9 protein-coding genes are annotated in these 6,967 nt (G+C 62.1%); 2 read left to right on the forward strand and 7 right to left on the reverse strand.

From position 1 onward, the window contains the following. Positions 1-441 (forward strand): OmpA family protein (locus tag V7D69_RS14660; RefSeq protein WP_333606170.1); only part of this gene is annotated, 441 nt, incomplete at its 5' end. 186 nt (positions 442-627) lie between these two features. On the opposite strand, the gene queC is transcribed toward V7D69_RS14660, so the two are convergent. The 6 genes from queC to V7D69_RS14690 form a co-directional block, all read right to left on the reverse strand. Beyond that, positions 628-1,323: a 7-cyano-7-deazaguanine synthase QueC gene (queC, locus tag V7D69_RS14665; protein ID WP_324062489.1), complete on the reverse strand. Its 696-nt coding sequence runs from the start codon at positions 1,321-1,323 to the stop codon at positions 628-630. 44 nt (positions 1,324-1,367) lie between these two features. After that, a complete protein-coding gene (locus tag V7D69_RS14670; protein WP_324062487.1) occupies positions 1,368-1,769 on the reverse strand; it encodes a DUF3617 domain-containing protein in 402 nt (133 codons plus the stop codon). 167 nt (positions 1,770-1,936) lie between these two features. Next, complete coding sequence (gene hslO, locus V7D69_RS14675; protein WP_324062486.1) at positions 1,937-2,845, reverse strand: Hsp33 family molecular chaperone HslO; 909 nt, start codon at positions 2,843-2,845, stop codon at positions 1,937-1,939. Beyond that, complete coding sequence (argF, locus tag V7D69_RS14680; RefSeq protein ID WP_333606171.1) at positions 2,842-3,768, reverse strand: ornithine carbamoyltransferase; 927 nt, start codon at positions 3,766-3,768, stop codon at positions 2,842-2,844. The genes hslO and argF overlap by 4 nt, the downstream gene beginning before the upstream one ends. Next, complete coding sequence (locus V7D69_RS14685; RefSeq protein ID WP_333606172.1) at positions 3,768-4,958, reverse strand: aspartate aminotransferase family protein; 1,191 nt, start codon at positions 4,956-4,958, stop codon at positions 3,768-3,770. Before V7D69_RS14685 ends, argF begins: the two co-directional genes overlap by 1 nt. Positions 4,959-5,094: 136 nt before the next feature. Further along, on the reverse strand, positions 5,095-5,826 hold the full coding sequence (locus tag V7D69_RS14690) for a cold-shock protein (protein ID WP_324062480.1): 732 nt from the start codon (positions 5,824-5,826) through the stop codon (positions 5,095-5,097). 291 nt (positions 5,827-6,117) lie between these two features. Between V7D69_RS14690 and V7D69_RS14695 the strand changes: the two genes are divergently transcribed. Next, positions 6,118-6,546, forward strand: coding sequence for a TIGR01244 family sulfur transferase (locus V7D69_RS14695; protein ID WP_324062479.1), 429 nt, complete (start codon positions 6,118-6,120; stop codon positions 6,544-6,546). A gap of 293 nt (positions 6,547-6,839) precedes the next feature. Here the strand turns inward: V7D69_RS14695 and V7D69_RS14700 are convergent. After that, positions 6,840-6,967, reverse strand: a 128-nt coding sequence (locus V7D69_RS14700) for a fumarylacetoacetate hydrolase family protein (protein WP_333606173.1), incomplete at its 5' end; no start/stop codon positions are given.

A 6,967-nucleotide genomic window follows, 5' to 3' on the forward strand; every position in this document is an offset into this window, starting at 1 on the left:
GGCCATGAAGCGGCTCCGCCGCCTCCTCCGCCTCCGCCGCCGCCGCCTCCTCCGCCCCCGCCGCCTCCGCCGCCTCCGCCGGCAGTGGTCTGCAACAAGGGGCCGTACATCGTGTTCTTCGACTGGGATAAGTCGGACGTCACGCCGGAGGCCGCAACGATCCTCGACAGTGCGATCAGCGCTTACGGGAACTGCAACAGCGTGCCCATCATGCTGGCGGGCTACACCGACCGTTCGGGCTCGGCGAAGTACAACCTCGGCCTTTCGGCCCGTCGTAACGCTTCGGTTCGCGCCTACCTGACCAGCCACGGCGTTCCCGATGCCGCGATCTCGAGCCAGGCGTTCGGTGAAGCCAACCCGCGCGTTCCCACTGCTGACGGTGTGCGCGAGCTGCAGAACCGCCGCGTTGAGATCACTTACGGTCCGGGTTCGGGCATGTAAGCTGACCGGCAACGGCAAGAATTGGGGGTCCGGAGAAATCCGGGCCCCTTTTTCTTTGATGTCTGCCGTATGCGCGCCGCGTCACCCTATCGCTGTTGTCGCGAAGCAAGCTGCGAAAAAGCGGAACTATCTCGGTGCGCGCGGATGTGAACTGAGGACAGACAACAGTATGACGATCGGAGGATCTCAGGCCGCGTAAGGGGTGGGATCGATCAGCCCGGCTTCGGCGAAGCCTCCCTTGCGCAGACGGCAGCTATCGCACAAGCCACAAGCGCGTCCATCAGGCTGCGGGTCATAGCAGGACCAGCTCATGCCGGCATCAAGGCCAAGTCGGTCCGCTTCACGGGCGATGTCGGCCTTGCTCATATATTGCAGCGGAGCGTGAATCGTGAGGCGCTGTCCCTCGGCCCCCGCCTTTGTCGCCAAGATGGCAATATTCTCGAACGCCGCGATGAACTCGGGGCGGCAATCAGGATAGCCCGAATAATCGAGCGCATTCACTCCGATAAAGATATCGCTGGCGCTGAGCGCCTCTGCCCATGCCAGCGTCAATGACAGAAAGACCAGATTGCGCGCGGGCACATATGTTATAGGAATATCCGGACCCACGCCGTCTTTGGGCACTGCGATATCGTCTGTCAGCGCCGAACCGCCGAACCGGCGCAGATCGAGCGGCAACACGACATGACGCACGGCTCCAATCTGCCGCGCTATCGCTCCGGCGGCATCGATTTCCCGCCGATGACGCTGGTTATAATCGATGGTAAGCGCATTGACCGCAAAACCTGCCTCGCGCGCCAGCCCAGCCGATACCATGGAATCCAGGCCACCGGACAGCAGCACCACGGCCTGCCTGACCGGAGACGATAAAGAGTCTTGCATATATCCGGCGCTACGCCGCTACGATGACGCTGGCAACCATTCGCTCAATTCAGGCAGGGCCCGGTCCTGCGACCTTCAGCGGCGAAAGCGAAAGGCAGCCCGTTAACGATGCCCTGGCTATCAATCTGCACCAGCGCGCCGCTCTCTTTCCGGATATGCGTCCGGCCATAACCGCGCCCGCGGCAGGTGTATTGCACCGTCACTTCATTGACTTTGTCGTCGATAATGACGCTGCTGCAGGCGATACCGGGATGTCTGAGTTGAAGCAGAGCGCGGCCGTTTTCCAGGCAAAGGTTCCGCGTCGCGGCGCCGTCCCCCCGCTCGCGCAATTCCCATGCGCCGGGATCAAGCCGATCAAGCATGGCGAGCGGCTGCTTCTGACCATAAGCCGGAACCGCGGCAGCCCCCAATGCGATCATGGACAAGAGTGCATGCCCGAATTTCAACTTCGTTCCCCCACGTCATACAAGACCCCGTGTGCATGTATCGTAAGCCTGACGCTGCAATTCAAGCGGCAGCTTCCAACGCCGCACCCTACAGTTCAAAAACGAAAGCACGGCGACGCCGCATGGAAATCTCTGCGGCTCAAACCGGCCAGCTTAAACGGGCTAGTTTAAACGGGAATGCGCAGAACCTTCGAGCAGAACGCGCAATCGACCGGTATCAGCCCGTCCGGATCACGCATCTCGACCCGCTGTTCCTCAGGAAAGCGCGACAGGATCGAGCGATAATGATCGACCGTGCAGCGGCAGCCGCGCTCAAGAGGCGCAAGCGGTTCCACCCGCACTTCCTCTTCGTCATGAAACAGGCGCCAGACCAAGTCCTCCAGCGTCAGCACCGGGTCGACCAGTTCTTCGGCGCGGATGCTGCCGCCTAGAATGGAGACGTGTTCCCATTCCAGACGATCCTCGCGCGTGTGAAGCCGCTCCTTGCCTTCCTCGCTTTCGGGCAGATGCTGGATAAGCAAGCCACCGCCGACACATCGCGGACCATTGGAGCGCACCGCCACGCGAATGAGCGACGGTATCTGCTCCGACCGGGCGAAATAAGCTTCGCAAGCCTGCGCCAGCGACGCCCCTTCCAGCGGCACTACCCCCTGATACCTTTCCCCCGTGGCGGCAAGATCGAAGGTAATGGCCAGATATCCCTGACCGAACAGCACCTCAAGCGAGGTTTCGCCATCAAGCGCCTCTAGCGCGGCATCGTCATGGCGCACATAGCCGCGCACTTCGCCGCCGCGATAATCACACACCAACAAATCGACCGCGCCGCCTTCCGACTGCGCCTGCATCGTCAGTTGCGACCCTTCTTCCTTAAGCAGCGCACCGATCAGCGCGGTCAGCACCAGCGCTTCGGCCAGCAGGTGCTTGATGACCGGCGGATAATCATGCGCCCCCAGCACGGTTTCGAGCACCGGGCCCAGCCGCACCACGCGCCCCCGCGCATGCCGGCCGGGCACCGAGAAAGCGAGCACGCGATCAAAGCCGGTATCGTTCGTTCGGATCAGATAGTCGTCGTTCACAGTTTCTCTAGCGCCCATAGCAGCACCGATTTTTGCGCATGAATGCGGTTCTCCGCCTCGTCCCAGACCACCGACTGCGGACCGTCGATCACTTCGTCCGTCACTTCTTCGTTACGATGGGCGGGCAGGCAATGCAGGAACCGGGCGCCGGGCGCCGCCGCGGCCATCAGCGCAGCATTGACCTGATAGGGCTCCATCGCGGCGACATGCTGCTCACCGCCAGCCTGCCCCATTGACACCCAGGTGTCAGTCACGATGACTTGCGCGCCCGCCACCGCTTCCTGCGGGTCCTGCGTCAGTATCACCTCACCACCGGCGGCCCGGGCGCGCTCGATAAAGCCCGCGTCCGGCTCATAGCCGGCGGGGCCGCCGATGCGGATGGTGAATTTCATCAGTCCAGCCGCCTCGATCAACGAATTGGCGACATTGTTGCCATCGCCCAGCCAGGCAAGCTGCAGGCCGGGAAGCGCGAACCCGTGCTCCACCACCGTCAGCAGATCGGCGACGATCTGGCATGGATGCGACAGATCTGTCAGACCATTGATGACCGGCACTTCGGCGTAATGGGCCAGTTCCTCGATCTTCGCGTGATCGTCCGTGCGGATCATGATCGCATCGACCATGCGGCTGAGCACGCGCGCGGTGTCCGCCACGGTTTCACCTCGCCCCAGTTGCGTGCTGCCCGCCTCCATGATGAGCGCCGAGCCGCCGAGCTGACGCATCGCCATATCAAAGGATACGCGCGTACGAGTGGAGTTCTTCTCGAAGATCATCGCCAGCACATGACCGGCAAGGGGAGCGTCGACGTCCAGCCTGCCTTTGGGCCAGCTCCGGCGCGCAGCCTTGCGGTCCATCGCGTCGTTAATCATCGCCGCGATGCTGGCGCCACCAGCATCCGCAAGGCTCAGGAAGTCACGGGCCATCAGCCAACCTCTTCTAGCTTGTAACTGGCGGCTGCCGCCGACAGCTTTTCCATGAATTCATCGATGTGACTATCATCGATCACCAAGGGCGGCAGCACGCGCACCACGTTGTCGCCGGCCGATACGGTCAGTACCTGGTGATTGTCCCGCAAGTGCGCCACGAAGGGACGCGGCTCGACTTTGAGCTTGATGCCGATGAACAGGCCCCGCCCCCGGACACCCTCGAACAGTTCCGGGTAATTGCCAATGAACTGCGCGATGCGCGACCGCAGCCTTTCGCCCTTGGCGCGTACTTCTGCCAGGAACTTTTCCCCAGGGATAACGTCAAGCACCGCGCCGATCGCCGCCATGGCAAACGGGTTGCCACCGTAAGTCGATCCGTGCGTGCCGATCACCATTCCGCGCGCCGCCTTCTCCGTGGCCAGGCACGCACCGACCGGGAAACCGCCGCCGATACCCTTGGCCGTCGCCAGGATATCGGGCTCGATCCCGTACTGCTCATAGGCATAGAAGGTCCCGGCCCGGCCGACGCCGCTCTGCACTTCGTCCAGAATCAGCATCAGATCGCGCTCATCGCACAAGTCCCGCAGGCCCCGCAGGAACTCGTCGCTCGCTTCGCGAATGCCGCCCTCGCCCTGAATCGGTTCCACCAGGAAACCGGCCGTATTCGGCCCGATCGCCGCTTTGGCGGCTTCCAGGTCGTTGAACGGTACATATTTGAAACCGGGCAAAAGCGGCAGAAAGCCCTTGTGCATCTTGTCCTGATCGGAAGCGCTGATCGTGGCCAGCGTGCGACCGTGAAAGGCGTTGCTGAAAGTAATCAGTTCATACTTGTCCGCATCGCCGACGTGCTGGTGATAAGCGCGCGCCGTCTTGATGGCGCACTCCACCGCTTCCGCACCCGAATTGGTGAAGAATACGGTGTCGGCAAAGGTCAGATCAATCAGCCGCCGGGCAACGGCCTCACCTTGAGGACTGCCGTAGAGATTCGACACATGCATCAAGGTCTCGGCCTGCTTCTGCAGCGCGCCGATCAGGCCGGGGTGGGAATGGCCCAGCGCATTGACGGCAATGCCGCTGGCGAAATCCAGGAAGCGGCGGCCGTCCTCACTGATGAGATGACAGTGCTCACCACGCACGGGTCGCACGCCGCACCGGGGATAAACGGGCATCAGCGGAGTGATCGACATGTCGGTTTTCCTCGAAAGCTAATCTGAGATGTGAAGATCGGAAACGACAAATGGCGGCCCTGACCGGACCGCCATTTGCGCGCAGCTATGCTCTTGCAGCCTCCCGGTCAAACCGCCGGTGGGCGTGCGGGCAGGATCAACCCTGGTGCGGCACAAGGTTGACCGCCGAGTACTTGCCTCGTCGATCGACCTCGATATCAAATTCCACGCGGTCACCTTCGTTGAGGCCGGAAAGGCCCGAACGTTCGACCGCACTGATATGCACGAAGGCATCGGGCTGACCGTCATCACGAGTGATGAAACCAAAGCCCTTCATCGAATTGAAGAACTTGACGGTCCCGGTGGCCTTGTCACCGGTAAGCTGACGCTGAGGCGGAGCCACCTCGCGCTTGGCGACGGGAATCACATCACCCACGACCACGAGATCGCTTGCGGAAATCTTGCCGCCGCGATCGACGAGCTGGAACTCGAGCTGCTGGCCTTCAGCCAGACCTTCAAGGCCAGCGCGTTCCACCGCGCTGATGTGCACGAACACATCTTCTCCGCCCTCATCCCGCTGGATGAAGCCGAAGCCCTTGGCCGCGTTGAAAAACTTGACGGTTCCTTTGCCCTGGCCGACGACCTGGGCCGGCATGCCGCCGCCACGTGGGCCGCCACCGCCAAAACCGCCGCCACCGCGAGGACCGCCGCCGAAGCCGCCTCCACGCGGCGCACCGCCGAAGCCACCGCCGCGATCATCGCCGCCGCCGCCGAACCTGTCCTGGCCACCGAAACGATCCTGCCCGGCGAAGAACGGATCGAACTCGTCCTCTCCAAACCGATCCCTCTTGTCGCGTCCCCTTCCGCGACGCCCTCTGTCAAAACTCATCTTTACGAACGTACCTTCTGCGCCCCAAAAGCATTCGTCCGGCACGTGGACGAGGCCGCGCCAGACGCCAGGGCGAGCAGCCGGACCAACGCCCGCTCTCTCCTGCAACCACGCCCTTTACACCAGTCCGAGACCAATAGCGAACAGAAATACGTGCCATTTTAGCGTGAAGTTCCATGACATGCGATTTGCTGCTGCGATTTGCCTTGCCTGTTGGTCCAAGTGGGTCTTGATGACGGGTGAGCCGGTGTTGAAGCCGCTCGAAGAATCTTCAAATGGAGAATGCAGGCCATGTTCCGCCAGATCACCGAGACCGTTTTCGCCAGCCCGCAGATCGGCACTGACGCCGTCGCCCAGGCAAAGGCGCTTGGGATCGTACGGATCATCAACAATCGGCCGGAAGGCGAAAGCGAAGATCAGACGCCCGGCGCCGAGATCGAGGCGTTCGCCCGCGAAATGGGGATCGATTATGTGGCGATACCGGTCACACATGCCGGTTTCAGCCAGGCTCAGGTCGCCGCCATGCACCAGGCGCTGGAAAGCGCCGGCGGTCCGGTCCTGGCCTATTGCCGCTCTGGCACACGCTCAACTTTGCTTTGGGCGCTCGCCCGCGCGAAAGCCGGCGACAATCCTGCCGTGATCGCGTCAAAAGCGGCGGCCGCAGGTTACGATATTTCGCCGGTACGCCAACTCATCGAGATGCTGGCGGCCGGCGAATAGGTGCATTTCCAAATCGGCCGGGAAGCACTTGGCGATTCGGGAAATACGTATGCCCAGGAATAATCGAAAACCTGGCCGATGCGCCGCCGTCGGAGGTGACGAACAGCGAGCGGAACAGCTCGATCGGGCGTAAGGCATAAGGCGGCACGGCGAAGCGCGAAAAGCACCCGCATTTCCGCGCTGCTGATGCCAAAGTCCTTGCGACAATGCTTGTCATGCACGGCATCGGTGATCCGCGCTGGGCGTAAAGCAGATACAGATAATCCATCCGAAGCAGACCGCGGAGAGCCGGATCAGCCGGGTACGATAGTCACGGTCAGCGGTGTAAGGTCTGCGACATATCCTTTGACCACGTCGCCGGGTTTGATGGGCCCTACGCCTGCGGGTGTTCCGGTATAGATGAGATCTCCGGGTTCGAGGC

The sequence above is a fragment of the Novosphingobium sp. genome (assembly GCF_036733805.1).
GTDB lineage: Bacteria > Pseudomonadota > Alphaproteobacteria > Sphingomonadales > Sphingomonadaceae > Novosphingobium.

Bases quoted from the DNA above. Each gene is read 5' to 3' on its own strand.
- queC (WP_324062489.1), bottom strand. From the start codon at position 1,323: ATGCAAGACTCTTTATCGTCTCCGGTCAGGCAGGCCGTGGTGCTGCTG.
- argF (WP_333606171.1), bottom strand. From the start codon at position 3,768: ATGGCCCGTGACTTCCTGAGCCTTGCGGATGCTGGTGGCGCCAGCATC.
- V7D69_RS14685 (WP_333606172.1), bottom strand. From the start codon at position 4,958: ATGTCGATCACTCCGCTGATGCCCGTTTATCCCCGGTGCGGCGTGCGA.
- V7D69_RS14690 (WP_324062480.1), bottom strand. From the start codon at position 5,826: ATGAGTTTTGACAGAGGGCGTCGCGGAAGGGGACGCGACAAGAGGGAT.
- V7D69_RS14695 (WP_324062479.1), top strand. From the start codon at position 6,118: ATGTTCCGCCAGATCACCGAGACCGTTTTCGCCAGCCCGCAGATCGGC.